The following is a 26,594-nucleotide window of genomic DNA, read 5'->3' as shown; positions in this document are numbered from 1 at the left end:
ACCGCCGGACGCGGTTGTGGGGTGGAGGACGCAGGGGCGGGCCGGATCGGTGCATTCCGGCAGAACCCGGCTTTTCGTGCACCTGTCCGGGCGGGGTCTTCTGGGCGGGGTCAGTGGCAGAGCCCCGCCTCGTGCTCCGCGTGCCCGACCGGCTCCAGCTGGAAGGTGCAGTGCTCGACGTCGAAGTGGTCGCCGAGGCAGCCCTGGAGTTCGTGCAGCATCTTCTCGTGGCCGATCGCGCTCAGGACGTCGGAGCGCACCACCACGTGCGCCGAGAGCACCGGAAGGCCCGAGGTGATCGTCCAGGCGTGCAGGTCGTGGACGTCCTCGACGCCGTCCAGGGCGAGGATGTGCGTCCGCACGTCGCCCATGTCGACGTTCTTGGGGGCCGCCTCCAGCAGGACGTCGAGGGTCTCGCGCAGCAGCTTGACGGTGCGGGGCACGATCATCAGGCCGATGACGAGCGAGGCGATCGGGTCCGCGGCCTGCCAGCCGGTGGCCAGGATCACCACGGCCGAGATGATCACGGCGACCGAGCCCAGCGCGTCCGCCGCCACCTCCAGGAAGGCCCCGCGCACGTTAAGGCTCTCCTGCTGCCCGCGCACCAGCAGCGACAGCGAGATCATGTTCGCGACCAGGCCGATCGCGCCGAACACGATCGTCAGCCCGCCCTCGGTGCCGGCCGGGGTGATGAACCGCTGGATCGCCTCGTACAGGACGTAGCCGCCGACCCCGAGCAGCAGCAGGCAGTTGGCGAGCGCGGCGAGGATCTCGGCGCGGGCGTAGCCGAAGGTGCGGCTGCCGCTCGCCGGGCGGTTCGCGAAGTGGATCGCCAGCAGGGCCATGCCCAGGCCCAGCGCGTCCGTCGCCATGTGGGCCGCGTCCGCGACCAGGGCGAGGGAGTCCGCGAGGATGCCGCCGACGATCTCGATCACCATGACGGCGAGCGTGATCGACAGCGCCACCCGCAGCCTGCCGCGGAAGGCCGCGGTCGCCGTACCGCCCTCGGGCGCGTGCGAGTGCGCGTGTCCGTGATCGTGCCCAGCCCCCATGGCAGCCGCCTCCTGTGTCGCGTCCGGGATCACAGTGAACTACGGGGAGGGGGTATCCGGCAACGCGGCACTGAACACCGTTGTCATGTGCCCTGACCTGCGAAAACAATGCGCAGGTCAGGGCAGCCTCAGTTACTGCCCGTGATGGCGCAGCCAGCCCTCCCAGGCCGACTCGACCATCTCCCGCACTCCGCGCGTGGCGCTCCAGCCGAGCGTCTCGGCGGCCCGCGCGGCCGAGGCCACCGAGACCGGCGCGTCACCCGGCCGCCGGGCCTCCACGAGCGGCGGCCGACGGTCCCCGCTCACCTCGCCGATCACCCGGATCATCTCGCGCACGGAGACCCCCTCGCCGCGACCGACGTTGACCGTCAGGTCGCCCCGGATGCCGCCCTCGGTCAGGCGCCGGGCGGCCGCGAGGTGCGCCTCGGCGAGATCGCACACATGGATGTAGTCGCGGATACACGTGCCGTCCGGCGTCGGATAGTCGTCGCCGAAGATCCGCGGGGCCTCGTCCCGGGTGAGCCGGTCGAAGACCATCGGGACGATGTTGAAGACCCCGGTGTCCGCCAGCTCCGGCGCGGCCGCCCCGGCGACGTTGAAATACCGCAGACAGACGGTGGAGATCCCGTGCGCCTGCCCGGCCGCCCTGACCAGCCACTCCCCGGCGAGCTTCGTCTCGCCGTACGGGTTCACCGGGGCGCACGGCGTCTCCTCGGTGATCAGCCCCGCCTCCGGGTTGCCGTAGACGGCCGCCGACGAGGAGAAGACGAAGCGCCGCACCCCGGCCTCGGCGACCGCCTCCAGGAGGGTGGCGAGGCCGCCGACGTTCTCCTGGTAGTAGCGCACCGGCTGCGCCACCGACTCGGCCACCTGCTTGCGCGCCGCGAGATGCACCACACCGGTCACCGCCTGCTCGGCCAGCAGCCGCTTGAGCAGGGCGCCGTCCAGAGAGGAGCCCCGCACGAGCGGTACCTCGGAGGGCAGCCGGGCGGGGACGCCGGCCGAGAGGTCGTCCAGGACCAGCAGCCGCTCCCCGGCGTCCGTCATGGCCCGCGCCACATGTGCTCCGATGTACCCGGCACCGCCGGTGATCAGCCACGTCATGGTCGCCCACCCTATGCCGACCTCCCGGAGCCGACGCGATGTCCCGGATGTCCGCTCTGGGGGGCGCGGTTTGTCGGCGGAGGCCCCGATCACCGATGATGATCGCGGCAAAGGCCGGGGGAGACGGCGCTGATCGTCCCGTGAACGGGCGGTGAACGTCGCCTTCTTGGCATCCGATAGCCTCTGCCGACATGCCGCCCGCCTGGTCCGACCAAGGGGCGCCCCCACCGTGCACATGACCGGCGCCCGCGCGTCGGCACCCAGGGAGTGAGTTCGGTTGTCGACCGCCATCCTCACCGGTCAGCCGGTCCCCGGTTCGTCGATCGAGGGTGATCTGCGCTCCCTCGGCTTCGACGTACGGGTCGCCGCCGACGCCGCGGACGCCGAGCGCCTGGTCGCCGAGGCACCCCGCGACCAGCGGGTCGCCCTGGTCGACGCCCGCTTCGTCGGCCACGTGCACGCCCTCAGGCTCGGCCTCACCGACCCCCGCTTCCCGCTCGCCGCGCTCCCCGGCGCCGTCACCGCGCAGCCCGAGGCCCGCACCACCGTCACCCGCGCCCTGGCCCGCGAGAACTCCGCGGGCGGCGGTACGGCCGTGGCCGTGGACAGTCTGCCCGACCGCCTGGTCACCGCCCTCGACGCGGACGGCGCCGGCGTGCACCGCCCCGAGCTCGGCAGCCTGGTCGCCGCCGTCCCCGCCGACCCGCAGGCCCGCAACGAGGCACGGCAGGCCGTCGCCAACGTCGACGACGAGGCCGTACGCCTGAAGTCGGCCGTGAAGTCCCGCGACGGCTTCTTCACCACGTTCTGCATCAGCCCGTACTCCCGCTACCTCGCCCGCTGGTGCGCCCGCCGGGGCCTCACCCCCAACCAGGTCACCACCGCCTCCCTGCTCACTGCCCTGATCGCGGCGGCCTGCGCGGCGACCGGCACGCGCGGCGGCTTCGTCGCGGCCGGTGTCCTGCTCATCGCGTCCTTCGTCCTGGACTGCACCGACGGCCAGCTCGCCCGCTACTCCCTGCAGTACTCCACGCTCGGCGCCTGGCTCGACGCCACCTTCGACCGCGCCAAGGAGTACGCCTACTACGCGGGCCTCGCCCTCGGAGCGGCCCGGGGCGGCGACGACGTATGGGCCCTCGCGCTCGGCGCGATGATCCTCCAGACCTGCCGGCACGTCGTCGACTTCTCCTTCAACGAGGCGAACCACGACGCGACCGCCAACACCAGCCCCACGGCCGCCCTCTCCGACAAGCTCGACAGCGTCGGCTGGACGGTCTGGGTCCGCCGGATGATCGTCCTCCCGATCGGCGAGCGCTGGGCGATGATCGCGATCCTCACCGCCGTCACCACCCCCCGGATCACCTTCTACGTCCTTCTCGTCGGCTGCGCCTTCGCGGCGACGTACACGACGGCGGGCCGGGTGCTGCGCTCGCTGACCCGCAAGGCGCGGCGGACGGACCGGGCGGCGACGGCGCTGGCGGATCTGGCGGACAACGGGCCGCTCGCCTCCTTTGTCGCCCGCGTGAAGCCCGCCCGGACCGGTGCCCCGCTGCTGGTCGCGCTCCTGGGCACGGCAACCCTCGCCGTAACCGTCTTCCTGGGCGTCACCTCGGCCCCCGCTGGCGCCGTCGTCTACGTGCTCGCCGCCGGCCTGGCCCTGTCCCGCCCCCTCAAGGGCGCCCTCGACTGGCTCGTCCCCCCGCTCTTCCGCGCCGCCGAATACGGCACCGTCCTGATCCTCGCGGCCAAAGCCGACGTGAACGGAGCCCTTCCTGCGGCTTTCGGGCTGGTGGGGGCCGTCGCCTACCATCACTACGACACGGTGTACCGCATCCGCGGCAACGCCGGAGCGCCCCCGGCCTGGCTGGTGCGCGCCGTCGGGGGGCATGAAGGACGGACCCTGCTCGTCACCGTCCTGGCCGCCGCGCTCACCGCCTCGCAGTTCAAGGTCGCGCTGACGGTGCTCGCCGTGGCCGTGGCCCTGCTGGTGCTCGTCGAGAGCATCCGCTTCTGGGTGTCCGCAGGGGCACCCGCCGTACACGACGAAGGAGAAACCGCATGATCGGCCTCGTGCTGGCGGCGGGCGCCGGGCGGCGTCTGCGCCCCTACACCGACAGCCTTCCCAAGGCTCTGGTGCCGGTGGGCCCCGCGGGCATAGAGGGCGAACCGACGGTTCTCGACCTCACTCTCGCCAACTTCGCCGAGATCGGGCTGACCGAGGTCGGCATCATCGTCGGCTACCGCAAGGAGGCCGTCTACGAGCGCAAGGCGGCGCTGGAGGCGAAGTACGGCCTCAAGCTCACCCTCATCGACAACGACAAGGCCGAGGAGTGGAACAACGCCTACTCCCTGTGGTGCGGCCGGGACGCCCTCAAGGACGGCGTGATCCTCGCCAACGGCGACACCGTCCACCCGGTCTCCGTCGAGAAGACACTGCTCGCCGCCCGTGGTGAGGGCAAGCGGATCATCCTCGCGCTGGACATGGTGAAGTCGCTGGCCGACGAGGAGATGAAGGTCGTCGTCGACCCCGAGAAGGGCATGACGAAGATCACCAAGCTGATGGACCCGGCCGAGGCGACCGGCGAGTACATCGGCGTGACGCTCATCGAGGGCGACGCCGCCCCCGAGCTGGCCGACGCCCTGAAGACGGTCTGGGAGACCGACCCGCAGCAGTTCTACGAGCACGGCTACCAGGAGCTCGTGAACCGCGGCTTCCGGATCGACGTGGCGCCGATCGGCGACGTCAAGTGGGTGGAGATCGACAACCACGACGATCTCGCCCGCGGACGGGAGATCGCGTGCCAGTACTGACCCGGCTGATTCCCTCGCCGGTGGTCGTGGACATCCGCCCGGGTGCCCTCGACGACCTGGCCTGCGTCCTCGCCGACGAACGGATCTCGCACTCCGGCAAGCTCGCCATCGCCGTAAGCGGCGGCTCCGGGGCGCGGCTGCGGCGGCGGCTGGAGCCGACCCTGCCCGGGGCCACCTGGTACGAGGTCGGCGGCGGCACCATCGACGACGCGGTGCGGCTGGCGAGCGACATAAAGGCCGGCCACTTCGACGCCGTCGTGGGACTCGGCGGCGGGAAGATCATCGACTGCGCGAAGTTCGCGGCGGCCCGGGTCGGACTCCCGCTGGTCGCCGTCGCCACCAACCTCGCCCACGACGGCCTGTGCTCCCCGGTCGCCACCCTCGACAACGACGCGGGCCGCGGCTCGTACGGCGTGCCGAACCCGATCGCGGTGGTCATCGACCTCAACGTCATCCGAGAGGCGCCCGTCCGCTTCGTGCGCTCCGGCATCGGCGACGCCATCTCCAACATCTCCGCGGTCGCGGACTGGGAGCTGGCCAACCGGATCAAGGGCGAGAAGATCGACGGTCTCGCCGCCGCCATGGCCCGGCAGGCCGGCGAGGCGGTGCTCCGGCACCCGGGCGGCGTCGGCGACGACGGCTTCCTCCAGGTCCTCGCCGAGGCGCTGGTCCTGACCGGTATCGCCATGTCGGTGTCGGGCGACTCCCGCCCGTCCTCCGGCGCCTGCCACGAGATCAACCACGCCTTCGACCTCCTCTACCCCAAGCGCGCCGCCGCCCACGGCGAGCAGTGCGGGCTCGGTGCCGCCTTCGCGATGTACCTGCGCGGAGCGCACGAGGAGGCCGGGTACATGACCGAAGTACTGCGCCGGCACGGACTGCCGGTGCTGCCGGAGGAGATCGGCTTCACCACGGCGGAGTTCGTCCGCGCCGTGGAGTACGCGCCGCAGACCCGCCCCGGCCGTTACACGATCCTCGAACACCTCGACCTCAAGACCGACCAGATCAAGGACATCTACGCCGACTATGTCAAGGCCATCGGTAGCTGAACTCCGCCCGGTCGTGCACCCCGCAGGGGTCAAGGACCGGCGCAGCGGTGAGCACTGGATGGGACGCCTCTACATGCGTGAGGTGTCCCTGCGGGTGGACCGCTACCTGGTGAACACCAGGGTCACGCCCAACCAGCTCACGTATCTGATGACCGTCTTCGGTGTCCTCGCGGCCCCGGCACTCCTCGTGCCGGGGATCCCGGGGGCCGTCCTCGGTGTCGTCTGCGTCCAGATGTACCTGCTGCTGGACTGCGTCGACGGCGAGATCGCGCGCTGGAAGAAGCAGTACTCCCTCAACGGCGTCTACCTGGACCGCGTCGGCGCCTACCTCACCGACGCCGCCGTGCTCGTCGGCTTCGGGCTGCGCGCCGCCGACCTGTTCGGCAGCGGCCGTATCGACTGGCTGTGGGCCTTCCTCGGCACGCTCGCCGCGCTCGGCGCGATCCTCATCAAGGCCGAGACCGACCTGGTGGGCGTCGCCCGCCACCAGACGGGCAAGCCGCCGGTCCAGGAGTCGGCGTCCGAGATGCGCTCCTCCGGCATGGCGCTGGCCCGCAAGGCCGCCGCCCTTCTCAAGTTCCACCGGCTGATCCTCGGCATCGAGGCGTCCCTGCTGATCCTGGTCCTCGCCATCGCCGACCAGGCGCGCGGCGACCTCTTCTTCTCCCGGCTCGGTGTCGCGGTGCTCGCCGGCATCGCGCTCCTCCAGACCCTCCTGCACCTCGTGTCGATCCTGGCCTCCAGCAGGCTGAAGTGAGCACGGGCATGAAGGTCGGCGCGGTGATCATCACCATGGGCAACCGCCCCGAGGAACTGCGGGCCCTGCTCGACTCGGTCGCCAAGCAGGACGGCGACCGAGTCGAGGTGGTCGTCGTCGGCAACGGCTCGCCCGTCCCGGACGTCCCCGACGGTGTCCGCACCATCGAGCTGCCGGAGAACCTCGGGATCCCCGGCGGCCGCAACGTCGGCATCGAGGCCTTCGGCGCCGGCGGCCGCGACGTCGACATCCTGATGTTCCTCGACGACGACGGCCTCCTGCCGAACCACGACACCGCCGAGCTGTGCCGGGAGGCGTTCGCCGAGGACCCCGAGCTCGGCATCGTCAGCTTCCGCATCGCCGACCCCGAGACCGGCGTCACCCAGCGCCGTCACGTCCCGCGGCTGCGCGCCTCCGACCCGATGCGCTCCTCCCGGGTCACCACCTTCCTCGGCGGCGCCAACGCCGTCCGCACCCGGGTCCTCGCCGAAGTCGGCGGCCTGCCGGACGCATTCTTCTACGCCCACGAGGAAACCGACCTTGCATGGCGAGCCCTCGACGCGGGCTGGATGATCGACTACCGGGCCGACATGGTGCTGTACCACCCCACGACCGCGCCCTCGCGGCACGCGGTCTACCACCGCATGGTCGCCCGCAACCGCGTCTGGCTCGCCCGCCGCAACCTGCCCGCGCCCCTGGTGCCGGTCTACCTCGGCGTCTGGCTGCTCCTGACCCTGCTGCGCCGTCCCTCGCGTCCCGCCCTCAAAGCCTGGTTCGGGGGCTTCCGGGAGGGCTGGAGCACCTCGTGCGGTCCGCGCCGGCCCATGAAGTGGCGTACGGTGTGGCGGCTGACTCGACTGGGCCGGCCCCCGGTCATCTGACAAGCTCGTATCCGAGAGCACCCGGGCCGCACCGCGGCCCCCTGCTCATGCCCTGCCGGCACCGGCAAAGCATCTCGAAGACGAAAGCCAACCACCAGTGAGTGAGACAACGCATGACGGCCCGGTCGCGGTGAGCGCGCCCAGGTCGCCCGACGAGGGCCTCACGGCGGCGCAGCTCGCCGCCAAGTACGGGCTCGCCGTGAGCGGCGCCCGCCCCTCCCTCGTCGACTACGTCCGCCAGCTCTGGGACCGGCGTCACTTCATCCTCGCGTTCTCGCGGGCGAAGCTGACCGCCCAGTACAGCCAGGCCAAGCTCGGCCAGCTGTGGCAGGTGGCCACCCCGCTGCTCAACGCGGCGGTGTACTTCTTCATCTTCGGCGTCATCCTGAACGCCAGCCGGGGCATGTCGAAGGACGTCTACATCCCGTTCCTGGTCACGGGCGTCTTCGTGTTCACCTTCACGCAGAGCTCGGTCATGGCGGGGGTGCGCGCCATTTCCGGCAACCTCGGCCTGGTGCGCGCGCTGCACTTCCCGCGCGCCTCCCTGCCGGTCTCCTTCGCGCTCCAGCAGCTCCAGCAGCTGCTGTTCTCCATGGTCGTGCTGTTCGCGGTGGCGGTCGGCTTCGGCCACTACCCGGACCTGTCCTGGGCGCTGATCGTGCCGGTGCTGGCCCTGCAGTTCCTCTTCAACACCGGCCTCGCGCTGATCATGGCCCGCGCGGGCGCCAAGACCCCCGACCTGGCGCAGCTCATGCCGTTCGTGATGCGCACCTGGATGTACGCCTCCGGCGTGATGTTCTCCATCCCGGTCATGCTGGCCGACAAGCCGCAGTGGGTGGCCACCGTCCTGCAGTGGAACCCGGCGGCCATCTACATGGACCTGATGCGCTTCGCGCTGCTCGACGACTACGGCTCCGAGAACCTGCCCGACCACGTCTGGGCGGCCGCCGGCGGCTGGGCCGCGCTCTTCGCGCTCGGCGGCTTCGTCTACTTCTGGAAGGCTGAGGAGAGGTACGGCCGTGGCTGAGGACATCCAGGACGCGCAGATCCCCACCGTCATCGCCGACGACCTGCACATCGTCTACCGCGTCAACGGCGCGAAGACCGGCAAGGGCAGCGCGACCGCCGCCCTGAGCCGGATCCTCAAGCGCGGCGAGGAGCGGGGCGTGCGCAAGGTGCACGCCGTGCGGGGCGTCTCCTTCACCGCGTACAAGGGCGAGGCGGTCGGTCTGATCGGCTCCAACGGTTCCGGGAAGTCGACCCTGCTGCGTGCCATCGCCGGCCTGCTGCCCGCCGAGAGCGGCCGCGTCTACACCCACGGCCAGCCCTCCCTCCTCGGAGTGAACGCGGCCCTGATGAACGACCTCACGGGCGAGCGGAACGTCATATTGGGCGGGCTCGCCATGGGCATGTCCCGCGAGCAGATCAAGGAGCGCTACGAGGAGATCGTCGACTTCTCCGGGATCAACGAGAAGGGCGACTTCATCACCCTTCCGATGCGCACCTATTCCTCCGGCATGGCGGCCCGTCTGCGCTTTTCCATCGCGGCCGCCAAGGACCACGACGTCCTGATGATCGACGAGGCCCTCGCCACCGGCGACCGCAAGTTCCAGAAGCGCTCCGAGGAACGGATCCGGGAACTCCGCAAGGAGGCCGGCACGGTGTTTCTGGTCAGCCACAACAACAAGTCGATCCGTGACACCTGCAACCGCGTCCTGTGGCTGGAGCGCGGCGAGCTGCGCATGGACGGCCCGACCGACGAGGTCATCAAGGAGTACGAGAAGTTCACGGGCAAGTAGTCCACCCCGCCCCGGACGAAAAAGACCGCCCGGCTTCCCAGGGCCCCGCCGGAACTGCTCCGGCGGGGCCCCGCGTCTGCAAAGGAAACGTCAACTTCGGCGCCCCGTAGGAATCTTGGGGCCAATCGAAGTGTTGTTGTGATGTGCAGGACACCCCGACGATCCTCGGCGCGTTGTACAACGTAAGCTGTACCGGTGCTGAATCGCGGCAAGTGGGGCGATAATGCGCGACACCCGCACACGGGGACGCCGCGCGGACGGCCGGGCGGCGTGTCCGAAATAGTGTGTATTGGGTCTGCGGTGTAGAACGGGAGATGTGACGGCGATGGCTACGGAGACTCCCCAGCTCAGCGCAGCACGTGCCCTCCCCGTCCCGGGCAGGCGGCGATGACGGGAACCGGCACGACGCGCCCCGACGAGACGGAGCGCGGAACGCTCGACAAGGCCGCGGCGGAGAACTTCCCCGTGGCCCCCTTCTTCCTGCCGGGGGACTGGCGCGCCGACCTGATGGCGGTCTACGGCTTCGCCCGCCTCGTCGACGACATCGGCGACGGCGACCTGGCCCCCGGCGGCGCCGACGCCGAGCTGCTGGGAGTCGCGCCCGAGGCCGCTGAGGACCGGCTGGTCCTGCTCGACGCCTTCGAGGAGGACCTGAAGCGCGTGTTCGACGGCACCCCGCGCCACCCCTTGCTGCGCCGCCTCCAGCCGACCGTCCGGCGCCGCGCGCTGACCCCCGAGCCCTTCCTCGGCCTGATCGCCGCCAACCGTCAGGACCAGCTCGTCACCCGCTACGAGACCTACGACGGCCTGCTCGCCTACTGCGAGCTGTCCGCCAACCCCGTCGGCCGTCTCGTGCTCGCCGTCACCGGCACCTCGACCCCCGAGCGGATCCGGCTCTCCGACGCGGTCTGCACGGCCCTCCAGATCGTCGAACACCTCCAGGACGTCGCCGAGGACCTCGGCCGCGACCGCATCTACCTGCCCGCCGCGGACATGAAGCGCTTTCATGTCCAGGAGGCGGATCTCGCCACGAAAACCGCGGGCGCATCGGTGCGCGCACTGGTTGCATATGAAGCACAACGCGCCCGCGACCTCCTGAATGAAGGCGCCCCCCTGGTGGGTAGCGTCCACGGCAGGCTGAAGCTGCTGCTCGCGGGTTTCGTGGCGGGGGGAAGGGCGGCGATCCACGCGATCGCCGCCGCCGAATACGACGTACTTCCCGGCCCGCCCAAGCCCGGCAAGCTCCGACTGCTGCGCGAGGTGGGCGTCACTCTGCGAGGAGAGGGGTGATCCGGACCGTGGAGTCATCGCCGCACGTGTCCGCACCGGTACTCGCCGCCTACAGCTACTGCGAGACCGTCACCGGACAGCAGGCCCGTAACTTCGCGTACGGCATCCGACTGCTGCCCACGTCCAAGCGCCGGGCCATGTCGGCGCTGTACGCGTTCTCACGACGCGTCGACGACATCGGTGACGGCCCGCTGGCGGACGACGTCAAGGCCGTGAGACTCGAGGAGACCCGGGCGATGCTGGCCCGGGTGCGTGCGGGGGAGGTCGAGGAGGACGACACCGACCCGGTCGCCGTCGCGCTCGCCCACGCCGCCGAGGTGTTCCCGATCCCGCTGGGCGGCCTGGACGAGCTGATCGACGGCGTCCTGATGGACGTCCGCGGCGAGGCCTACGAGACCTGGGACGACCTGAAGGTGTACTGCCGCTGTGTGGCGGGCGCCATCGGCCGGCTCTCACTCGGCGTGTTCGGCACCGAAGCCGGCGCGCGCGGCGCCGAACGCGCCCCGGAGTACGCCGACACGCTGGGGCTCGCGCTCCAGCTCACCAACATCCTCCGGGACGTCCGCGAGGACGCCGAGGGCGGACGCGTCTACCTGCCCTCCGACGACCTCGCGAAGTTCGGCTGCTCGGCCGGGTTCGACGGGCCGAAACCACCGGAGGGCGCCGACTTCGCGGGCCTCGTCCACTTCGAAGTGCGACGGGCCCGCGCCCTTTTCGCCGAGGGCTACCGGCTGCTCCCCATGCTCGACCGGCGCAGCGGCGCCTGCGTCGCCGCCATGGCCGGCATCTACCTGCGGCTGCTCGACCGCATCGAGCGCGACCCGGAGGCCGTCCTGCGCGGCCGGGTCTCCCTGCCGGGACGCGAGAAGGCGTACGTCGCCGTGCGCGGTCTGTCCGGTCTGGACGCCCGCCATGTCACCCGGCGGACCGTCAGGAGGCGCGCCTGATGGACGGCGTGGACAATTCGGTCCAAGGTGATGCCGCCGGAGAAAAGTGGCACGCAACCCTCCGGGTGGGGACGGCGTCCCTGACTGCGACAGCCGGCCGTCCAGGGGAGGGTGCGCGATGACCGAGGGCAGCAGGCCCGGGCGGGACGCCGTCGTGATCGGCGGCGGGCTCGCCGGCATCACCGCCGCGCTCGCGCTCGCGGACGCGGGTGTCCGCGTCACCCTGCTCGAAGGCCGGCCGCGCCTGGGCGGGCTCGCCTTCTCCTTCCAGCGCGGCGACCTGACCGTCGACAACGGACAGCATGTCTACCTGCGGTGCTGCACCGCCTACCGCTGGTTCCTCGACCGCATCGAGGGGACGGCGCTGGCGCCCTTGCAGGATCGTCTCGACGTGCCCGTTCTCGACGTGGCCCGGCCCGCGGGCCGACGGCTCGGCAGACTGCGGCGCGACGCGCTGCCGGTGCCCCTGCATCTGGGGCGCAGCCTCGCGACGTATCCGCATCTCTCGCTCGCCGAACGGGCCAAGGTGGGGCGTGCCGCGCTCGCGCTCAAGGGGCTCGACCTCGCCGATCCGAGCCTGGACGCACAGGACTTCGGTAGCTGGCTGACCGCGCACGGTCAGTCGGCGCGTGCCGTCGAGGCCCTGTGGGACCTGGTCGGGGTCGCCACCCTCAACGCGGTCGCGGGCGACGCCTCGCTGGGGCTCGCCGCGATGGTGTTCAAGACCGGTCTGCTGTCCGACCCGGGCGCGGCCGACATCGGCTGGGCCCATGTCCCGCTGGGTGAACTGCACGACAGGCTGGCCCGCAAGGCGCTCGACTCCGCGGGCGTGCGTACCGAGGTCCGTACACGCGTCACCTCCATCTCTACTGACGAGAACGGCACTTGGAGCGTTCAGGTTCCCGGCGAGACGCTCCGCGCGGACGCGGTGGTGCTCGCCGTGGCCCAAGGCGAGGCCGCTGACCTGCTGCCCGAGGGGGCGCTCGACGCCCCGGAAAATCTCCGGGCGATCGGCACCGCGCCGATCCTCAACGTGCATGTGGTCTACGACCGCCAGGTCCTCGACAAGCCGTTCTTCGCCGCCCTCGGCACCCCGGTGCAGTGGGTCTTCGACCGCACCGACGCCTCCGGACTGCGCGAGGGCCAGTACCTCGCCCTGTCCCAGTCGGCCGCGCACGACGAGATCGACACACCGGTCGCCGAACTGCGCGAGCGCTACCTCCCCGAGCTGGAGCGGCTGCTGCCGCTCGCGCGCGGCGCCGAGGTGAAGGACTTCTTCGTGACCAGGGAGCGCACGGCGACGTTCGCTCCCACCCCCGGTGTCGGACGGCTGCGGCCCGGCGCCCGTACGAAAGCCCCCGGCCTGTACCTGGCCGGCGCGTGGACCGCCACAGGGTGGCCCGCGACCATGGAGAGTGCGGTCCGCAGTGGGGTGAGCGCGGCGGACGCCGCCCTCACCGCCCTGGGCCGGCCCCGCCCCGCCCGTCTCTTCGAGTTCGAGGAGGCGGCGTGATGCTCGATCAGCACGGCGCGACAGGCCCCAGCACCTCCGGTACCGCAACAAGAGGAGAGACTGTGCCCACTGTGCCCCCGGCCGAGAAGGCCGCTGCGAGGTCCGCGGTGGACGTGACCGCGCTCCTGGAGCGCGGCCGGACCCTGGCCACTCCGGTGCTGAAGGCGGCCGTGGACCGTCTCGCGCCCCCGATGGACACCGTTTCCGCCTACCACTTCGGCTGGATCGACGCCCAGGGCAACCCCGCCGACGGCGACGGCGGCAAGGCCGTGCGCCCCGCCCTCGCGGTGCTCTCGGCCGAGGTCACCGGTGCCGCGCCCGAGACCGGCGTCCCCGGCGCGGTCGCCGTCGAGCTGGTCCACAACTTCTCGCTCCTGCACGACGACCTGATGGACGGCGACGAGCAGCGCCGCCACCGCGACACCGTGTGGAAGGTGCACGGCCCCGCCCAGGCCATCCTGGTCGGCGACGCCCTGTTCGCCCTCGCTAATGAGGTCCTGCTGGAACTCGGCACCGTCGAGGCCGGCCGCGCCACCCGCCGCCTCACCACCGCCACCCGCGCCCTCATCGACGGCCAGGCCCAGGACATCTCCTACGAGCACCGCGACCGCGTCAGCGTCGAGGAGTGCCTGGAGATGGAGGGCAACAAGACCGGCGCCCTGCTCGCCTGCGCCTCCTCCATCGGCGCGGTGCTCGGCGGCGCCGACGACCGGACCGCCGACACCCTGGAGAAGTACGGCTACCACCTCGGCCTCGCCTTCCAGGCCGTCGACGACCTGCTCGGCATCTGGGGCGACCCGGTCTCCACCGGCAAGCAGACCTGGAGCGACCTGCGCCAGCGCAAGAAGTCCCTGCCGGTCGTGGCCGCCCTCGCGGCGCACGGTCCCGCCTCCGACCGCCTCGGCGAGATCCTCGCCGCGGACGCCAAGGCCAGCGACTTCGAGAACTTCTCCGAGGAGGAGTTCGCCCTGCGCGCCGCCCTGATCGAGGAGGCGGGCGGCCGCGACTGGACGGCCGCCGAGGCCCGCCGCCAGCACACCGTCGCCATCGAGGCGCTCGACGCCATCGACATGCCCGACCGGGTACGGGCGCGGTTCACGGCGCTCGCCGACTTCGTCGTCGTACGGAAGAGATGATCACTATCGGTCGAATAGCCCTCGCGTAGTCGCCGGCCGGTACCGCGCACGCACGAGTACCGGCCGACGGCGGACCCACAGCAGAGCACCACATTGCACACTGCACGAAGGGGAAGCCATGACAGCGACGACCGACGGAAGCACCGGGGCCCTGCCGCCCCGTGCCGCCGCGGCCAGCGAAACCGACATCCGCACCCCCGTGGCGACCGGGGTACAAGAAGCCGCCGTACGCGCGGTCCGGCGCGCCACCGACTTCCTGCTCGCCCGACAGGACGCGCAGGGTTGGTGGAAGGGCGATCTGGAAACCAATGTGACCATGGACGCCGAGGATCTGCTGCTCCGTCAGTTCCTGGGCATCCGTGACGAGTCCACCACCCGTGCCGCCGCCCTGTTCATCCGCGGCGAGCAACGCGAGGACGGCACCTGGGCCTCCTTCTACGGCGGACCCGGCGAACTCTCCACCACCATCGAGGCGTACGTCGCCCTCCGGCTGAACGGCGACGCGCCGGACGCCCCGCACATGGCGAAGGCCTCCGCGTGGATCCGTGAGCGGGGCGGCATCGCCTCCGCGCGGGTCTTCACCCGGATCTGGCTCGCGCTGTTCGGCTGGTGGAAGTGGGAGGACCTGCCCGAACTCCCGCCGGAGCTCATCTACTTCCCCAAGTGGGTCCCGCTCAACATCTACGACTTCGGGTGCTGGGCCCGGCAGACCATCGTCCCGCTGACGATCGTCTCCGCGAAGCGGCCGGTACGGCCCGCGCCCTTCGCCCTCGACGAGCTGCACGCCGACCCGGCCGACCCGAACCCTGCCAAGCCGCTTGCCCCGGTGGCGAGTTGGGACGGCGCGTTCCAGCGGCTCGACAAGGGACTGCACCAGCTGCGCAAGGTCGTGCCGCGCAGGCTGCGCAGGGCGGCCATGAACACCGCCGCCCGCTGGATCATCGAGCGGCAGGAGAACGACGGCTGCTGGGGCGGCATCCAGCCCCCGGCCGTGTACTCGGTGATCGCGCTCCACCTGCTGGGCTACGACCTCGAACACCCGGTCATGCGCGCCGGGTTGGAGTCCCTGGACCGCTTCGCCATCTGGCGCGAGGACGGGGCCCGGATGATCGAGGCCTGCCAGTCGCCGGTGTGGGACACCTGCCTCGCGACCATCGCCCTCGCCGACGCGGGCGTGCCCGCCGACCATCCCCAACTGGTCAAGGCCGCCGACTGGATGCTCGGCGAGGAGATCGTGCGGCCCGGCGACTGGGCCGTGAAGCGGCCTCAACTCCCGCCCGGCGGATGGGCGTTCGAGTTCCACAACGACAACTACCCCGACATCGACGACACCGCCGAGGTCGTCCTCGCCCTGCGCCGGGTCCGCCACCACGACCCCGAGCGGGTCGAGAAGGCCATCGGGCGCGGGGTGCGCTGGAACCTCGGGATGCAGTCGAAGAACGGCGCCTGGGGCGCCTTCGACGTCGACAACACCAGTCCGTTCCCCAACCGGCTGCCGTTCTGCGACTTCGGCGAGGTCATCGACCCGCCGTCCGCCGACGTCACCGCGCACGTCGTCGAGATGCTCGCCGTCGAGGGCCTCGCCCACGACCCGCGCACCCGGCGCGGCATCGAGTGGCTGCTCGCCGAACAGGAGCCGGACGGCTCGTGGTTCGGGCGCTGGGGCGTCAACTACGTGTACGGCACGGGGTCCGTCGTCCCCGCCCTCGTCGCGGCCGGCTTCCCCGCCTCGCACCCGGCGATCCGGCGCGCCGTGGCCTGGCTGGAGAAGGTGCAGAACGACGACGGCGGCTGGGGCGAGGACCTGCGCTCCTACAAGTACGTCAAGGAGTGGAGCGGCCGCGGGGCCTCCACCGCCTCACAGACCGGCTGGGCGCTGATGGCGCTGCTGGCGGCGGGGGAGCGGGATTCCAAGGCCGTCGAGCGGGGCGTCGAGTGGCTCGCGAGCACCCAGCGCGAGGACGGCTCCTGGGACGAGCCCTACTTCACCGGGACGGGCTTCCCGTGGGACTTCTCCATCAACTACCACCTGTACCGGCAGGTGTTCCCGCTGACGGCGCTCGGGCGTTACGTCCATGGAGAGCCGTTCTCCGGGACGGGGACGGGTGTCTCGGGAGCCGCGGCGGGCGCTTCCGGAGGTGGGGAACGCTGATGAGCACCCGGCCCGCTCCGGTCCCGCTGCTGATCGCCTGTGCGCTCGGCATCGAGCGACTGGCCCTGCGTACGGGCAAACGGGGCGGGCCCGTCACCGTGCTGAAGACGGGTATGGGGCCCGCGGCGGCCGAGCGGGCCGTCTCCCGGGCCCTGGCCGAGCCCGCGCTCCGAGGAGCCGCCGTACTCGCCAGTGGGTTCTGTGCGGGGCTCGCCCCCGGCATGCGCCCCGGCGATCTGGTGGTCGCCGAGGAGACCCGCGATCCGGGCGGAACCGTTCCGTGTGCGGAAAGCGACCTACTCGTCAAGGAGCTCGTAAGGGCCGTACCGGGATGCACCGTGCATACCGGACCGCTCGTCGGCTCCGATCACATCGTCCGCGGCCATGAGCGGGCGGACCTGCTCAGCACCGGCGCGATCGCGGTCGACATGGAGTCCGCGGCCACGCTTCTGAGCGCCGTGCGCGCGGGCGAGCGCCCCGTTGCGGCCGTCCGGGTGGTCGTGGACGCTCCACAACATGAACTCGTCCGTATCGGCACGGTGCGCGGTGGAATATCAGCCTTCCGCGTCCTTCGTTCCGTACTTCCGGCTTTCTACGAATGGCACCGTTCCTTGCTGCTCCCCAGGAGGTGAGCCAGATGGCCATGCCGCTGCGTCAGTCCATCAAGGTCGCTACATACTTGGCCGAACAGAAGCTCCGCAAGCGGGACAAGTTCCCGCTGATCGTGGAGCTGGAACCCCTCTTCGCGTGCAACCTCAAATGCGAGGGCTGCGGCAAGATCCAGCACCCGGCCGGGGTGCTGAAGCAGCGCATGCCGGTGGCGCAGGCCGTCGGGGCGGTGCTTGAGTCCGGTGCGCCGATGGTGTCCATCGCCGGCGGAGAACCGCTGATGCACCCTCAGATCGACGAGATCGTCCGGCAGTTGGTGGCGAAGAAGAAGTACATCTTCCTCTGCACCAACGCGATGCTGCTGCGCAAGAAGCTCGACAAGTTCAAGCCCTCCCCGTACTTCGCCTTCGCCGTGCACATCGACGGGCTGCGTGAGCGGCACGACGAGTCGGTGGCGAAGGAGGGCGTCTTCGACGAGGCGGTCGCGGCGATCAAGGAGGCTCAGCGGCGCGGCTTCCGGGTCACCACCAACTCGACCTTCTTCAACACCGACACCCCGCAGACCGTCATCGAGGTGCTCAACTTCCTCAACGACGACCTCAAGGTCGACGAGATGATGATCTCGCCCGCCTACGCCTACGAGAAGGCGCCCGACCAGGAGCACTTCCTGGGCGTGGAGCAGACCCGTGAGCTGTTCAAGAAGGCCTTCGCGGGCGGCAACCGGCGCAAGTGGCGCTTCAACCACTCGCCGCTCTTCCTGGACTTCCTGGAGGGCAAGGCCGACTTCCCCTGCACCGCCTGGGCGATCCCGAACTACTCCCTCTTCGGCTGGCAGCGCCCCTGCTACCTGATGAGCGACGGGTACGTGCCGACGTACCGCGAACTCATCGAGGAGACCGACTGGGACAAGTACGGCCGCGGCAAGGACCCGCGCTGCGCCAACTGCATGGCGCACTGCGGCTACGAGCCGACCGCCGTCCTCGCCACCATGGGCTCGCTCAAGGAGTCCCTGCGGGCCATGCGCGAGACCGTCGCGGGCAACCGGGAGTGACGGCATGACCGCCATCCCCCTGGGCGTCCCCGAGGTACCGGTCCGGCCGATCGCCGAGCGGCGCGTGTCGCGGCAGATCATGGTCGGTCCGGTGGCGGTCGGGGGCGGGGCCCCGGTGTCGGTGCAGTCGATGACGACGACCCGTACGTCGGACATCGGCGCGACCCTCCAGCAGATCGCCGAACTCACCGCGTCCGGCTGCCAGATCGTCCGCGTCGCCTGCCCCACGCAGGACGACGCGGACGCGCTGGCGACCATCGCGAGGAAGTCGCAGATCCCGGTGATCGCGGACATTCACTTCCAGCCCAAGTACGTGTTCGCGGCGATCGAGGCCGGCTGCGCCGCCGTACGCGTCAATCCCGGCAACATCAAGCAGTTCGACGACAAGGTCAAGGAGATCGCGCGGGCCGCCCGCGATCACGGCACGCCGATCCGGATCGGGGTCAACGCCGGTTCGCTGGACCGGCGGTTGCTCCAGAAGTACGGCAAGGCGACTCCCGAGGCCCTGGTGGAGAGCGCGTTGTGGGAGGCGTCCCTCTTCGAGGAGCACGACTTCCGGGACATCAAGATCTCCGTCAAGCACAACGACCCCGTGGTGATGGTCAGCGCGTACCAGCAGCTGGCCGAACAGTGCGACTACCCGCTGCACTTGGGCGTCACCGAGGCCGGCCCCGCCTTCCAGGGGACCATCAAGTCGGCTGTCGCCTTCGGGGCGTTGCTGTCCCGGGGCATCGGCGACACCATCCGGGTCTCGCTGTCCGCCCCGCCCGCCGAGGAGGTCAAGGTCGGCATCCAGATCCTGGAGTCGCTGAACCTGCGGCAGCGGCGCCTGGAGATCGTCTCGTGTCCGTCCTGCGGGCGGGCACAGGTCGACGTCTACAAGCTGGCCGACGAGGTCACGGCGGGCCTGGAGGGCATGGAAGTGCCCCTGCGGGTCGCGGTGATGGGGTGTGTGGTCAACGGTCCCGGCGAGGCGCGGGAGGCCGACCTCGGGGTCGCCTCCGGCAACGGCAAGGGACAGATCTTCGTCAAGGGCGAGGTCATCAAGACCGTACCCGAGTCGAAGATCGTGGAGACCCTCATCGAAGAGGCGATGAAGATCGCCGAACAGATGGAACAGGACGGCGTCGCGTCGGGGGAGCCGGCCGTCACCGTGAGTTGAACAGCACGGACCGAAGGGGGCCCGAGCGTGACCATTCTGGAGAACATCCGGGGACCACGCGACCTTAAGGCGCTGTCCGAGGCGGATCTCGGTGAACTGTCGGAAGAGATAAGGGAGTTCCTGGTACACGCGGTCGCCAGGACCGGAGGGCACCTCGGGCCCAATCTGGGGGTGGTCGAGCTGTCCGTCGCGCTCCACCGGGTCTTCGAGTCACCGGTGGACCGCATCGTGTGGGACACCGGCCACCAGAGCTATGTCCACAAGCTCCTGACGGGTCGTCAGGACTTCTCCAAGCTGCGCGGCAAGGGTGGTCTGTCCGGTTACCCCTCCCGCGAGGAGTCCGAGCACGACATCGTCGAGAACAGCCACGCCTCCACGGCGCTCGGCTGGGCCGACGGACTCGCCAAGGCCCGCCAGGTGCAGGGCGAGAAGGGCCATGTCGTCGCGGTGATCGGCGACGGGGCGCTCACCGGCGGAATGGCCTGGGAGGCGCTCAACAACATCGCGGCCGCCAAGGACCGGCCGCTGATCATCGTCGTCAACGACAACGAGCGGTCCTACGCGCCGACCATCGGCGGCCTCGCCAACCACCTGGCCACCCTGCGCACCACGGACTCGTACGAGAAGGTGCTCGCCTGGGGCAAGGGCGTGCTGCTGCGCACGCCGGTCGTCGGCAACACCATCTACGAGTCCCTGCACGGCGCGAAGAAGGGCTTCAAGGACGCCTTCGCCCCGCAGGGCATGTTCGAGGACCTGGGGCTGAAGTACGTCGGCCCGATCGACGGACACGACATCGGGGCCGTCGAGTCGGCGCTCAGGCGCGCGAAACGTTTCCACGGGCCGGTGCTCGTGCACTGTCTGACCGAGAAGGGGCGCGGGTACGAGCCCGCCCTCGCGCACGAGGAGGACCACTTCCACACCGTCGGTGTGATGGACCCCCTCACCTGCGAGCCGCTCACGCCGGCCGCCAGCCCCTCCTGGACCTCGGTGTTCGGCGACGAGATCGTCGCCATCGGGGAGGAGCGGGAGGACGTCGTCGCGATCACGGCGGCCATGCTCCACCCGGTGGGGCTCGGGAAGTTCGCGGAGCGGTTCCCCGACCGGGTCTGGGACGTCGGCATCGCCGAGCAGCACGCGGCGGTCTCCGCGGCCGGCCTCGCGACGGGCGGGCTGCACCCGGTCGTCGCCGTATACGCGACCTTCCTCAACCGCGCCTTCGACCAGCTGCTGATGGACGTCGCCCTGCACCGCTGCGGGGTCACCTTCGTCCTGGACCGGGCCGGGGTCACCGGTGTCGACGGCGCCTCCCACAACGGCATGTGGGACATGTCGATCCTCCAGGTGGTCCCTGGCCTCAGGATCGCCGCGCCGCGCGACGCCGACCAACTGCGGGCGCAGCTACGGGAAGCGGTCGCGGTGGACGACGCGCCGACTCTGGTGCGGTTCCCGAAGGAGTCGGTGGGACCCGTGGTACCGGCCGTCGACCACGTGGGCGGCATGGACGTGCTGCATCGGGGAGAGCGGCCCGAGGTGCTGCTCGTCGCCGTCGGTGTCATGGCTCCCGTCTGCCTCCAGGCCGCCGAGCTGCTGGAGGCCCGCGGGATCAACTGCACGGTCGTGGACCCCCGTTGGGTCAAGCCCGTCGACCCGGCGCTGCCCGGCCTCGCCGCCGAGCACCGGCTGGTGGCCGTCGTCGAGGACAACAGCCGGGCCGCCGGGGTCGGTTCGGCGGTCGCGCTCGCGCTGGGCGACGCCGAAGTCGACGTGCCCGTACGGCGGTTCGGGATCCCGGAGCAGTTCCTCGCGCACGCCAAGCGGGGCGAGGTGCTCGCCGACATCGGGCTGACGCCGGTCGAGGTGGCGGGACGGATCAGCGCGAGCCTGGCGGTCAAGGAACAGGCCCTCGTCAAGGAGAAGACTGAATGACCACGGAGTTCGACCTCGGCAGACTCCTGGCCGAGCGCGGAGCCGAGCGTTACGAGCTGCACGGGAAGTACCTGAACCACCAACTCCCGCGCATGCTCCACACGATCGGCTTCGACAAGGTCTACGAGCGTGGCGAGGGCGCGTACTTCTGGGACGCGGACGGCAACGACTACCTGGACATGCTCGCCGGGTTCGGGGTGATGGGCCTGGGCCGTCATCACCCCGTCGTCCGCAAGGCGCTGCACGACGTCCTCGACGCCGACCTCGCCGACCTCACCCGCTTCGACTGCCAGCCGCTGCCCGGGCTGCTGGCCGAGAAGCTGCTCACGCACAGCCCGCACCTGGACCGGGTGTTCTTCGGCAACAGCGGCACCGAGGCGGTGGAGACCGCGCTCAAGTTCGCCCGGTACGCCACCGGGAAGCCGCGGGTCCTGTACTGCGACCACGCCTTCCACGGACTGACCACCGGCTCGCTGTCGGTCAACGGCGAGTCCGGCTTCCGGGACGGCTTCGCCCCGCTGCTGCCGGACACCGCCGTACCCCTCGGTGATGTCGACGCCCTGGCACGGGAGTTGAAGAAGGGGGACGTCGCCGCCCTGGTCGTCGAGCCGATCCAGGGCAAGGGTGTGCTGGAGGCCCCGCCCGGCTATCTGCGCGCCGCCCAAGAGCTGTTGCGCAGGCACAAGGCGCTGCTCATCGCCGACGAGGTGCAGACCGGGCTCGGCCGTACCGGGGACTTCTACGCCTACCAGCACGAGGAGGGCGTCGAGCCCGACCTGGTGTGCGTGGCCAAGGCGCTCTCCGGCGGCTATGTCCCGGTCGGGGCCACGCTCGGCAAGGACTGGATCTTCAAGAAGGTCTACTCGTCGATGGACCGGGTGCTGGTGCACTCGGCGAGCTTCGGCTCCAACGCGCAGGCCATGGCGGCCGGGCTCGCCGTGCTGTCGGTCATGGAGAACGAGCAGATCGTCGCGAACGCCCGCGGCACGGGCGATCTGCTGAAGTCCCGGCTCGCGGCGCTCGTCGACAAGTACGAGCTGCTCGCCGACGTGCGCGGCCGGGGCCTGATGATCGGGATCGAGTTCGGGAAGCCCAAGTCGCTCAAGCTGCGCGGCCGCTGGACCATGCTCCAGGCCGCCCGCAAGGGGCTGTTCGCGCAGATGGTGGTCGTCCCGCTGCTCCAGCGGCACCGGATCCTCACGCAGGTCTCCGGCGACCACCTGGAGGTGATCAAGCTGATCCCGCCGCTCGTCGTGGGGGAGAAGGAGGTGGACCGGTTCGTGGACGCCTTCACCGACGTCATGGACGACGCCCACACCGGCTCCGGGCTGATGTGGGACTTCAGCAAGACCCTGGTGAAGCAGGCGGTGGCCAACCGCTGACCGCTGCCTCCGTAGGTGGGTTTGCCTCTGAGGCAAGAAAATTGCCGCAGAGGCAAATCTCCGGCTCAATGGAGGCATGAGCTCCCCGGAAGCCTTCACGGAGCTGCCCTCGGTGGCTCCCCAGCTCCGCGACCTGCGTCGCCGCGCCTCCCTCACCCTGGAGGCCGCGGCGCGCGCCGCGGGGCTGTCACCGGCCCACCTCTCCCGGCTGGAGACCGGACAGCGCCAGCCCTCGCTGCCGATGCTGCTCGCGCTGGCCCGCATCTACGGTACGACGGTCTCGGAGCTGCTCGGCGAGACGGTCGCCGACCGGGACGCCGTCGTACGCGCCGCCGACATGGAACCGACCGCTGCGGGCGGCTGGACGTACGTCCAGGCGGGCGCGCCCGGCCGCGGCATGCAGGCGCTGCGCGTCCAGGTGCCGCACGGCTCGCAGGGCGACATCGTGCGCGTGCACCCCGGCGAGGAATGGCTCTACGTGCTGCGCGGCCGGCTGCGGCTGCGCCTCGGGGACACCACCCACCGGCTCGCCGCCGGCGACAGTGCGCACTTCGACTCGCTGACCCCGCACCGCATCGCCGCCGAGGACCCGGGCGGCGTGGAACTCCTGTTCGTCCACACCCTGTTGCAGAGCCCCACGGCCGCACTGTGCCTGGGCCCCACCCCTGGAGAGACGCCATGAGCGACATGGAGGAGAAGTTCCCCCGCGCCCTGTGGATCCGGCTGATCATCTATCTCGCGGTGGGGCACGTCTTCGCGGCGTTCATCTACCTGCTCTTCGCACTCGGCGCCGACCAGTGAACGTCAGTCGAGCATCCGCTCCCGCAGCCGCTCGCGGATCTCGGGGGTGAGCCCGAGGCCCTGCTCCAGATAGGTCCCGACGTCGCCCCAGGTCTCCTCGATGGTCTCGAAGGCCGCCGTCAGATACTGCGCGCGCGCCTCGAACAGCGGGCTGAGCAGCTCCATGACCTCGGGGGAGTAGGCCGACTCCGAGTCGCCGCTGCGCCGCACCTTGTAGCGGCGGTGCTTGGCGTTCGACTCCAGGTAGTCGGCGATGATCGCCTCGCGCTCCACGCCCAGGGCGAGCAGCGTCACCGCTATGGAGACGCCCGCGCGGTCCTTTCCGGCCGCGCAGTGCATGAGGGCGGGCACACTGTCCTCGGCCAGGGAGTGCAGCACCCGGGAGTGCTCGGCGGTGCGCTCCTTGACGATGGTGCGGTAGGAGCCCGTCATCCGGGCGGCGGCCTTGCCGTCCCCGAGGATCTCGCGCAGCTGGTCTATCTCGCCGTCGCGCACCATCTTCCAGAACCAGGTGCCCTCCGCCGGGTCGCTCAGCGGGAGGTTCACATTGGTCACGCCCGGCAGCTCGACGTCCGGGCCCTCCAGCTTCTGGTCCGCCGCGTTGCGGAAGTCGAAGATCGTGTGCAGCCCCAGGGAGGACAGGAAGGCCGCGTCCTCCTCGGTCGCGTGCGCCAGGTGACCGCTGCGGAACAGCACGCCGTACCGCACCCGCCGGCCGTCCTCGGTCGGCAGCCCGCCCACGTCCCGGAAGTTGCGGACGCCGGACAGCTCGGGTTCGGTCGACGGGATCTGCTGCGTCACGGGGGCTCCTCCCAGCCGGGCCGCGCCGACGCTGCTCGCCGGCGGACACGCTCTCGACGATACGACATGCATTCGTAGGGCAATCAGTTGTCCACAGGGCACGTAATGAGTTCTCCACAGGCGTTGCAGCCAGCCTCGCGGCACTTGATGATGTTGGTGCCTGAGTGCACCTGTTGGCACCTGTTCGTATCTGTGAGGGGCTCGATGCTGGAGATCGCCGAGAACGGCCGTACGTGGGTTCTGTCCGGACCGGCCAGCAGTTATGCCCTGCATCTCACCGACAGCGGTGAGCTGCTGCATCTGCACTGGGGTGCGCGCATCGCGCTCGCCGACGCCGAGGCCCTGGCCGTGCGCCCCCTGCCCGACTACTGGCCCTTCGAGTCCCAGCTCGACGGCCGCGAGGAGTACCCGGTCGAGGGTGGCCCCCGCTTCGTGCGCCCCGCCCTGTCGGTGCGCACGCCGGAGCGCCGGGGCACCGAGTGGAGTTTCGAGACGTACGACACCGAGGGCGACGAACTGCGGCTGCGGTTCCGCGACGGAGGGCTCGCCCTCACCCTGCACTACCGCACGCGCGACGACGTCGTGGAGCGCTGGGTGACCCTCGACAACCAGGGCACCGAACCGCTGGAGCTGCTGCGCGCCGACTCCGCCACCTGGACGCTGCCCGACCGCGAGGACGGCTGGCGCCTCTCGCAGCTGCACGGCCGCTGGGCCGCCGAGTCGGTGCTGACGCAGACCCCCCTCACCTACGGTGAGAAGGTCATCGGCAGCCGCCGCGGCCACACCGGGCACCAGCACCTGCCGTGGGTGGCCCTCGACACCGACGCGACCGAGGAGCGTGGCGAGGTCTACGGCACCGCCCTCGGCTGGTCCGGGTCCTGGCGGATCGCCGTGGCCCAGCTTCCCGACGCGCGCGTGCAGATCACCGGCGGCGCGGGCTACGACGACTCCGGGCTGCTGCTCCTGGCGGCGGGCGAGAGCTTCACGACCCCCGTCTTCGCGGGCCTGTGGAGCGACGGCGGCTTCGGTGGGGCCAGCCGCGCCTGGCACGCCTACCAGCGGGCGTACGTCATCCCGGACGCCGACCGGGACCGGCCGGTGCTCTTCAACTCCTGGGAGGCCACCACCTTCGACATCTCCGAGGAGCAGCAGGGCTCGCTCGCCCGGCGGGCCGCGGCGATCGGCGTCGAGCTGTTCGTGGTCGACGACGGCTGGTTCGGCACCCGCACCAGCGACCGGGCCGGGCTCGGCGACTGGGCGCCCAACCCCGACCGCTTCCCCGGTGGCCTCAAGCCGCTCGGCGACTACGTGCACGCGCTCGGCATGCAGTTCGGCATCTGGGTCGAGCCGGAGATGGTCAACCCGGACAGCGACCTGTACCGCGCCCACCCCGACTGGGTGCAGTACCAAGAGGGGCGAAAGCGGACGGAGTTCCGCAATCAGCTCATCCTGAACCTCGCGCGCGAGGACGTCCAGGAGTACCTGTGGGAGCAGCTCGACACCCTGCTGTCGAGTGCCCCGATCGACTACGTGAAGTGGGACTTCAACCGCTGCTTCACCGACGCGGGCTGGCCCGGCGAGCCCTACCCGCAGCGGCTCTGGGTCGACCACGTGCGCGGCTTCTACGCCCTGCTGGACCGGCTGCGGGCGGCCCACCCGACTGTTGCCTTCGAGTCCTGCTCGGGCGGCGGCGGCCGGATCGACCTCGGGGTGCTCAGCCGCACCGACCAGGTGTGGACCTCCGACAACACCGACCCGCTGGACCGGCTCGCCATCCAGCACGGCTTCAGCCAGATCCACCCCGCGCGCGTGATGGCCGCCTGGGTCACCGACAGCCCCAACACCCAGCTCAACGGCCGGGTGAGCTCGCTGCGGTTCCGGTTCGTCAGCTCCATGGCCGGGGTGCTCGGCGTCGGCGGCGACCTCTCGGAGTGGACCGAGGAGGAGCTGGCCGAGGCGGGGGAGTGGGTGGAGCTCTACAAGAAGATCCGTCCGGTGGTGCAGCGCGGCGACCTCTACCGGCTGCGGCCCCCGCGCGGTGGGCAGAGCGCGGTGCAGTACGTCCTCGGCGACGAGACCGTGGTCCTCGCCTGGCTCCAGTCCCAGCACTACGGCGAGCCCGTCCCGGCCCTGCGGCTGCGCGGACTTGACCCGACGGCGTCGTACGAATGCCTCGAAACGGGCGAAGTTCACCGAGGGGCCGTATTGCTGCATCACGGACTTCGCACCGGTTTGCGCGGCGACCTCGATGCGACGGTTCTCCGGCTGCGTCGTATCTAGGGCTTCTGTCCGAATTGATGGCTTCCTTCCAACTCCTTCCGGGATAAGGGTTGCTGTGAATTCGGGACGTGAGCAGCGTCATATCCGTGAC

General features: G+C 70.7%; 24 protein-coding genes. 21 read left to right on the top strand and 3 right to left on the bottom strand.

Annotated elements, in window-relative coordinates; all coding sequences use genetic code 11:
* Positions 1–110: 110 nt before the first annotated feature.
* On the bottom strand, positions 111–1,052 hold the full coding sequence (locus ABZ896_RS09735; RefSeq protein ID WP_360924656.1) for a cation diffusion facilitator family transporter: 942 nt from the start codon (positions 1,050–1,052) through the stop codon (positions 111–113).
* 132 nt (positions 1,053–1,184) lie between these two features.
* Positions 1,185–2,156, bottom strand: a complete 972-nt coding sequence (gene galE, locus ABZ896_RS09730; protein ID WP_360924653.1) for a UDP-glucose 4-epimerase GalE — start codon at positions 2,154–2,156, stop codon at positions 1,185–1,187.
* 277 nt (positions 2,157–2,433) lie between these two features.
* On the opposite strand from galE, the gene ABZ896_RS09725 reads away from it, so the two are divergent.
* The 20 genes from ABZ896_RS09725 (at position 2,434) to ABZ896_RS09630 (ending at position 23,422) form a co-directional block, all read left to right on the top strand.
* Complete coding sequence (locus tag ABZ896_RS09725) at positions 2,434–4,218, top strand: DUF5941 domain-containing protein (RefSeq protein WP_360924650.1); 1,785 nt, start codon at positions 2,434–2,436, stop codon at positions 4,216–4,218.
* Positions 4,215–4,967 (top strand): phosphocholine cytidylyltransferase family protein, encoded by a 753-nt coding sequence (locus tag ABZ896_RS09720; protein ID WP_360924647.1) that lies wholly within the window; start codon positions 4,215–4,217, stop codon positions 4,965–4,967. The genes ABZ896_RS09725 and ABZ896_RS09720 overlap by 4 nt, the downstream gene beginning before the upstream one ends.
* A complete protein-coding gene (locus ABZ896_RS09715) occupies positions 4,955–6,016 on the top strand; it encodes an iron-containing alcohol dehydrogenase family protein (protein WP_360924644.1) in 1,062 nt (353 codons plus the stop codon). The genes ABZ896_RS09720 and ABZ896_RS09715 overlap by 13 nt, the downstream gene beginning before the upstream one ends.
* Entirely contained in the window at positions 5,994–6,773 is a 780-nt protein-coding gene (locus tag ABZ896_RS09710) for a CDP-alcohol phosphatidyltransferase family protein (protein ID WP_360924641.1), read from the top strand. The genes ABZ896_RS09715 and ABZ896_RS09710 overlap by 23 nt, the downstream gene beginning before the upstream one ends.
* A complete protein-coding gene (locus tag ABZ896_RS09705; protein ID WP_360924638.1) occupies positions 6,770–7,654 on the top strand; it encodes a glycosyltransferase family 2 protein in 885 nt (294 codons plus the stop codon). Before ABZ896_RS09710 ends, ABZ896_RS09705 begins: the two co-directional genes overlap by 4 nt.
* A 97-nt stretch (positions 7,655–7,751) precedes the next feature.
* The gene (locus tag ABZ896_RS09700; RefSeq protein WP_360924635.1) at positions 7,752–8,681 is read left to right on the top strand and encodes an ABC transporter permease; all 930 of its coding nucleotides are present in this window, start codon (positions 7,752–7,754) and stop codon (positions 8,679–8,681) included.
* Positions 8,674–9,453: an ABC transporter ATP-binding protein gene (locus ABZ896_RS09695; protein ID WP_360924632.1), complete on the top strand. Its 780-nt coding sequence runs from the start codon at positions 8,674–8,676 to the stop codon at positions 9,451–9,453. Before ABZ896_RS09700 ends, ABZ896_RS09695 begins: the two co-directional genes overlap by 8 nt.
* A gap of 387 nt (positions 9,454–9,840) precedes the next feature.
* Complete coding sequence (gene hpnC, locus ABZ896_RS09690; RefSeq protein ID WP_360924630.1) at positions 9,841–10,743, top strand: squalene synthase HpnC; 903 nt, start codon at positions 9,841–9,843, stop codon at positions 10,741–10,743.
* The gene (gene hpnD, locus ABZ896_RS09685; protein WP_360924627.1) at positions 10,740–11,690 is read left to right on the top strand and encodes a presqualene diphosphate synthase HpnD; all 951 of its coding nucleotides are present in this window, start codon (positions 10,740–10,742) and stop codon (positions 11,688–11,690) included. The genes hpnC and hpnD overlap by 4 nt, the downstream gene beginning before the upstream one ends.
* Entirely contained in the window at positions 11,690–11,812 is a 123-nt protein-coding gene (locus ABZ896_RS09680) for a DUF6380 family protein (RefSeq protein ID WP_360924624.1), read from the top strand. The genes hpnD and ABZ896_RS09680 overlap by 1 nt, the downstream gene beginning before the upstream one ends.
* Positions 11,809–13,203: a hydroxysqualene dehydroxylase HpnE gene (gene hpnE / locus ABZ896_RS09675; RefSeq protein WP_360924621.1), complete on the top strand. Its 1,395-nt coding sequence runs from the start codon at positions 11,809–11,811 to the stop codon at positions 13,201–13,203. The genes ABZ896_RS09680 and hpnE overlap by 4 nt, the downstream gene beginning before the upstream one ends.
* 71 nt (positions 13,204–13,274) lie before the next feature.
* Positions 13,275–14,339, top strand: coding sequence for a polyprenyl synthetase family protein (locus tag ABZ896_RS09670; RefSeq protein WP_360924703.1), 1,065 nt, complete (start codon positions 13,275–13,277; stop codon positions 14,337–14,339).
* Between the two features lie 118 nt (positions 14,340–14,457).
* Positions 14,458–16,491, top strand: a complete 2,034-nt coding sequence (shc, locus tag ABZ896_RS09665; protein WP_360924618.1) for a squalene--hopene cyclase — start codon at positions 14,458–14,460, stop codon at positions 16,489–16,491.
* Positions 16,491–17,123, top strand: coding sequence for a 1-hydroxy-2-methyl-2-butenyl 4-diphosphate reductase (locus tag ABZ896_RS09660; protein WP_360924616.1), 633 nt, complete (start codon positions 16,491–16,493; stop codon positions 17,121–17,123). The genes shc and ABZ896_RS09660 overlap by 1 nt, the downstream gene beginning before the upstream one ends.
* Positions 17,124–17,128: 5 nt before the next feature.
* Positions 17,129–18,151, top strand: a complete 1,023-nt coding sequence (gene hpnH, locus ABZ896_RS09655) for an adenosyl-hopene transferase HpnH (protein ID WP_360924613.1) — start codon at positions 17,129–17,131, stop codon at positions 18,149–18,151.
* Between the two features lie 4 nt (positions 18,152–18,155).
* The gene (gene ispG / locus ABZ896_RS09650) at positions 18,156–19,313 is read left to right on the top strand and encodes a flavodoxin-dependent (E)-4-hydroxy-3-methylbut-2-enyl-diphosphate synthase (protein WP_360924611.1); all 1,158 of its coding nucleotides are present in this window, start codon (positions 18,156–18,158) and stop codon (positions 19,311–19,313) included.
* A 27-nt stretch (positions 19,314–19,340) separates the two neighbouring features.
* Positions 19,341–21,239, top strand: a complete 1,899-nt coding sequence (gene dxs / locus ABZ896_RS09645; protein ID WP_360924608.1) for a 1-deoxy-D-xylulose-5-phosphate synthase — start codon at positions 19,341–19,343, stop codon at positions 21,237–21,239.
* The gene (locus ABZ896_RS09640) at positions 21,236–22,621 is read left to right on the top strand and encodes an aspartate aminotransferase family protein (protein WP_360924605.1); all 1,386 of its coding nucleotides are present in this window, start codon (positions 21,236–21,238) and stop codon (positions 22,619–22,621) included. The genes dxs and ABZ896_RS09640 overlap by 4 nt, the downstream gene beginning before the upstream one ends.
* A 76-nt stretch (positions 22,622–22,697) precedes the next feature.
* Positions 22,698–23,303 (top strand): XRE family transcriptional regulator, encoded by a 606-nt coding sequence (locus ABZ896_RS09635; RefSeq protein ID WP_360924603.1) that lies wholly within the window; start codon positions 22,698–22,700, stop codon positions 23,301–23,303.
* A complete protein-coding gene (locus ABZ896_RS09630) occupies positions 23,300–23,422 on the top strand; it encodes a DUF6126 family protein (protein WP_360924600.1) in 123 nt (40 codons plus the stop codon). Before ABZ896_RS09635 ends, ABZ896_RS09630 begins: the two co-directional genes overlap by 4 nt.
* Positions 23,423–23,425: 3 nt before the next feature.
* On the opposite strand, the gene ABZ896_RS09625 is transcribed toward ABZ896_RS09630, so the two are convergent.
* On the bottom strand, positions 23,426–24,223 hold the full coding sequence (locus ABZ896_RS09625) for a tyrosine-protein phosphatase (protein ID WP_360924597.1): 798 nt from the start codon (positions 24,221–24,223) through the stop codon (positions 23,426–23,428).
* 204 nt (positions 24,224–24,427) lie between these two features.
* Between ABZ896_RS09625 and ABZ896_RS09620 the strand changes: the two genes are divergently transcribed.
* Positions 24,428–26,503 (top strand): alpha-galactosidase, encoded by a 2,076-nt coding sequence (locus ABZ896_RS09620; RefSeq protein WP_360924594.1) that lies wholly within the window; start codon positions 24,428–24,430, stop codon positions 26,501–26,503.
* The last annotated feature ends 91 nt before the right edge of the window (positions 26,504–26,594 follow it).

Source organism: Streptomyces sp. NPDC047072, from assembly GCF_040643855.1.
Classification (GTDB): domain Bacteria; phylum Actinomycetota; class Actinomycetes; order Streptomycetales; family Streptomycetaceae; genus Streptomyces.
The sequence above is the reverse complement of the archived record's forward strand: the minus strand, read 5'-3'. Positions and strand labels throughout refer to the sequence as shown.

Bases quoted from the DNA above. Each gene is read 5' to 3' on its own strand.
- ABZ896_RS09735 (WP_360924656.1), bottom strand. From the start codon at position 1,052: ATGGGGGCTGGGCACGATCACGGACACGCGCACTCGCACGCGCCCGAG.
- ABZ896_RS09660 (WP_360924616.1), top strand. From the start codon at position 16,491: ATGAGCACCCGGCCCGCTCCGGTCCCGCTGCTGATCGCCTGTGCGCTC.
- hpnE (WP_360924621.1), top strand. From the start codon at position 11,809: ATGACCGAGGGCAGCAGGCCCGGGCGGGACGCCGTCGTGATCGGCGGC.
- ABZ896_RS09630 (WP_360924600.1), top strand. From the start codon at position 23,300: ATGAGCGACATGGAGGAGAAGTTCCCCCGCGCCCTGTGGATCCGGCTG.
- hpnC (WP_360924630.1), top strand. From the start codon at position 9,841: ATGACGGGAACCGGCACGACGCGCCCCGACGAGACGGAGCGCGGAACG.
- ABZ896_RS09720 (WP_360924647.1), top strand. From the start codon at position 4,215: ATGATCGGCCTCGTGCTGGCGGCGGGCGCCGGGCGGCGTCTGCGCCCC.
- ABZ896_RS09640 (WP_360924605.1), top strand. From the start codon at position 21,236: ATGACCACGGAGTTCGACCTCGGCAGACTCCTGGCCGAGCGCGGAGCC.
- ABZ896_RS09680 (WP_360924624.1), top strand. From the start codon at position 11,690: ATGGACGGCGTGGACAATTCGGTCCAAGGTGATGCCGCCGGAGAAAAG.
- ABZ896_RS09710 (WP_360924641.1), top strand. From the start codon at position 5,994: ATGTCAAGGCCATCGGTAGCTGAACTCCGCCCGGTCGTGCACCCCGCA.
- galE (WP_360924653.1), bottom strand. From the start codon at position 2,156: ATGACGTGGCTGATCACCGGCGGTGCCGGGTACATCGGAGCACATGTG.
- hpnH (WP_360924613.1), top strand. From the start codon at position 17,129: ATGGCCATGCCGCTGCGTCAGTCCATCAAGGTCGCTACATACTTGGCC.
- ABZ896_RS09635 (WP_360924603.1), top strand. From the start codon at position 22,698: ATGAGCTCCCCGGAAGCCTTCACGGAGCTGCCCTCGGTGGCTCCCCAG.
- shc (WP_360924618.1), top strand. From the start codon at position 14,458: ATGACAGCGACGACCGACGGAAGCACCGGGGCCCTGCCGCCCCGTGCC.
- ispG (WP_360924611.1), top strand. From the start codon at position 18,156: ATGACCGCCATCCCCCTGGGCGTCCCCGAGGTACCGGTCCGGCCGATC.
- ABZ896_RS09620 (WP_360924594.1), top strand. From the start codon at position 24,428: ATGCTGGAGATCGCCGAGAACGGCCGTACGTGGGTTCTGTCCGGACCG.